The organism is Streptococcus sp. GMD4S (assembly GCF_000296955.1).
The window spans coordinates 1-2,931 of the sequence record NZ_AJRE01000126.1 but is presented as its reverse complement, the minus strand read 5'-3'; the positions used below and the strand labels follow the sequence as shown (position 1 = coordinate 2,931).

Below are 2,931 nucleotides of genomic sequence, written 5' to 3'. Positions count from 1 at the left end.
TTCCACTGGACATTGACGACCCGATTGAACTAGTCTATATCCAGCATGAAAAAACCAGCCTGTCTAAGATGGGCGAACGCTTTATCGAGTATCTACTAGAAGAAGTTCAATTCGATAATTGATAAAAAATAAAGATTAAAAGGGAAAGAGAAAAAGTTAGGAAATAGAAAGTGAAAAAGTTACTACTTGCCAGTGCTCTGATTCTGTCAATAGCAGGATCTATATTAGCTCCCGTCTCTGCAGAAGAAAACCAATCACAAACTCCTTCTGCTGTTAAAGAAAAGCAATCCAAAGATGATCAAAAAGATGCTATTGTTAAGGAGAATACAGAACCCGAAGTTCTTCCAAAAGTAGATGCGCAAGAAGCCAAACCCAAAAAAGAGGGCTGGTACCAAGAAAACTACCACTGGCGCTTCTACCAAGATGACCAACCTGCAGTGAACTGGAAAAAAATTCAAGGCAAATGGTACTACTTCGACCAAAATGGTGACCGTCTCCAGTCCACTATCTATAAAGGTTATGCCTTTGACCAAGAGGGTGCTATGGTGGAAAATAGCTGGACCAAATTGGAGAATCAATGGTATTACGCTGCTCCTTCTGGACGATTAACTCAAAATGCTTGGAAAAAAATCAATGGTGCTTGGTACTATTTTGACCAAACTGGAATCATGCTCAGCAATACAAGCATTGATGGCTATTTCTTAGGTCAAAGTGGAGCCATGGTATCTCAAGGTTGGCAAGAGGTCAATCACGTTTGGTACTACGTTCTGCCGTCAGGAAAAATCTCTCAAGACAAATGGGAGAAAATCAAGGGTACTTGGTACTATTTTGACAAAGAAGGAAGGATGTTGAGCGAAACAACCTTCAAGGGCTACCTCTTTAAGAAGAGTGGAGCTATGGCAGAAAACAACTGGGTCAAAATCAAGGATACTTGGTTCTATGCTAGCGATTCAGGCAGATACGTCCAAGACAAGTGGCAAAAAATCCAGGGCTCTTGGTACTCTTTTACTCATGATGGGGGAATGCTAGCAGATAAATGGCAAGGAAGCTACTACCTCAAGACCAGTGGGGCCATGGCTGAAAAAGAATGGATCTTCGACAAGACTTATAAGAGCTGGTTCTATCTAAAAGCGAATGGGCATTATGCAAATCAGGAGTGGATTGGAGCTTATTATCTCAAGTCTGGTGGCTATATGGCCAAAAACGAGTGGATCGATGATAGTCAAGACAAAGGGCGTTACTATTTGGATGAAAATGGTCGCTATGTTACAGGAATTCACAAGATTTCTGGAAAAGACCATCTCTTCCAAAAAGATGGGAAATGGATTTCTGAAGTTTCAACTGAGGGTGGATTTGTAAAAGGCCAATACAGTAACACCATCTTCCTCGATCCCGGACACGGTGGTCGAGATTCTGGCGCCTTTTACTACAATGTAGCTGAAAAAGATCTCAATATGCAAATCTACCGTAAACTTCGCACCAAGTTAGAAGAACTAGGCTACAAGGTTCTCACCTCACGTGATAGTGATATTGATGTAGATTTCATTACAGAACGTTCCCGTATGGTCAACAAAACCAACTCTGACATTTTTATCAGTATCCACTTCAATGCAACTGGAAACGCATATTCAAAAGCGAGCGGTATTCAAACCTACTCCTATAGCGATGAACCTGATTATCCAAGTAAGATTAATCAATACTGGCACAACCATCCTGATCGCATTAGTGAAAGTAAGCGCCTCGCTGCTGCTATCCACTCCTCTCTCTTAGCCGAAACAGGGGCTAAGGATGCTGGTCAGTTAGAAAGAAGTTTTGCCGTACTACGCGAAACAGCCAAACCAGCCGTCCTCCTTGAACTTGGTTATATGGATAATTTCACTGAAAGCCAACAAATCAGAGATAGTCGCTACCAAGATAAACTGGTCGCAGGCATCGTAAAAGGGATTCAAAAATATTACGCTGGTAAATAAAAATAAAGTCTCGAGGTTTCTCGAGACTTTTCTATTTGTCTTCTTTTTTATCTTTATCAGGAAAGAGGTAGCCAATTCCTACACAAGCTAACACACCGGCACCAATCACCAAACCACTTGAAATTGGCAAGAGATCAAAAATAGCATTTGCAATGATAAAGGCAATAATCAAGCACATCAGACTAGCCTTATAGTCTTTTTTCAAAAGATTTTCTAGAGTGAAATAGAGGAACAAGCCAACTGGAATCAGTGACCAGAGATTGACATCCAAACTTGGCCAGCCAACAGATCCAAAATACAATACTAGCGCTGCTGCTACTAAAAATACAAGTCCTAATAATTTTTTCATTTTTTTGTCTCCATTTTCTTTTTTGGTTCTTGAGTTGTCTGATACTGACCTCTCACGCCCTTACATGAATCATTATAGCAGAGGAATTTTTCAAGAACAAGACCTTTTGCCTATCTGGTCAATATCTCTGTCTATGTGGTTGAATAGTAGTGATAAAAGAAAAAAAGCCCTAATGGACTTCTTGATTTTGCCGATTGTAACAGTATTTTTGAACAAATACCATCTAGTTTTTCTTTTCCTTTGACTCTAGAGAAGATTTGATTGCTTCTCGATCTGCTTGTAGTTGAGCTAAGTTCTTTTCTGCTTCCTCAAGTTTACTGGTATCTGGTTTCACACGATAGTAAACATCTTCTGGTTTCATTAACATCGATCCATAATCTTGGCCCGAAAGTAGTCTTTCTTCAGCATGATTGCTTTTATCCGTAATCTTTCCATCATCAGCAGGTTGCATAACAACTCCACTTGGAACAGCAACTACTACAAATCCTCCAGCAACAGAATCTTTTACCCACGCACTGATAGAAGCTGTCTCAGGGTTACGACTATCTTGACCTTTTGATACCTTTAATCCAACTACAGATTCGTACTTTTGATCATTTGTAAACCAAGTCG

Annotated in this window: 2 protein-coding genes and 2 pseudogenes; 2 read left to right on the top strand and 2 right to left on the bottom strand. The window is 40.2% G+C overall.

What is annotated here, in order from left to right; genetic code table 11:
- Both GMD4S_RS13305 and GMD4S_RS07620 read left to right on the top strand, forming a co-directional pair.
- Positions 1-122 (top strand): annotated as a pseudogene (locus GMD4S_RS13305) (LysR family transcriptional regulator); the annotation flags it as partial.
- A gap of 48 nt (positions 123-170) precedes the next feature.
- A complete protein-coding gene (locus GMD4S_RS07620; protein WP_000734928.1) occupies positions 171-1,970 on the top strand; it encodes an N-acetylmuramoyl-L-alanine amidase in 1,800 nt (599 codons plus the stop codon).
- A 31-nt stretch (positions 1,971-2,001) separates the two neighbouring features.
- Here GMD4S_RS07620 and GMD4S_RS07615 read toward each other — a convergent pair whose 3' ends face one another.
- Together GMD4S_RS07615 and GMD4S_RS13520 are read right to left on the bottom strand one after the other, a co-directional pair.
- On the bottom strand, positions 2,002-2,319 hold the full coding sequence (locus GMD4S_RS07615; protein WP_008289485.1) for a hypothetical protein: 318 nt from the start codon (positions 2,317-2,319) through the stop codon (positions 2,002-2,004).
- A gap of 223 nt (positions 2,320-2,542) precedes the next feature.
- Positions 2,543-2,931 (bottom strand): annotated as a pseudogene (locus GMD4S_RS13520) (hypothetical protein); the annotation flags it as partial.

Excerpts from the sequence above, each read along its gene's own strand:
- GMD4S_RS07615 (WP_008289485.1), bottom strand. The coding sequence starts at position 2,319 with ATGAAAAAATTATTAGGACTTGTATTTTTAGTAGCAGCAGCGCTAGTA.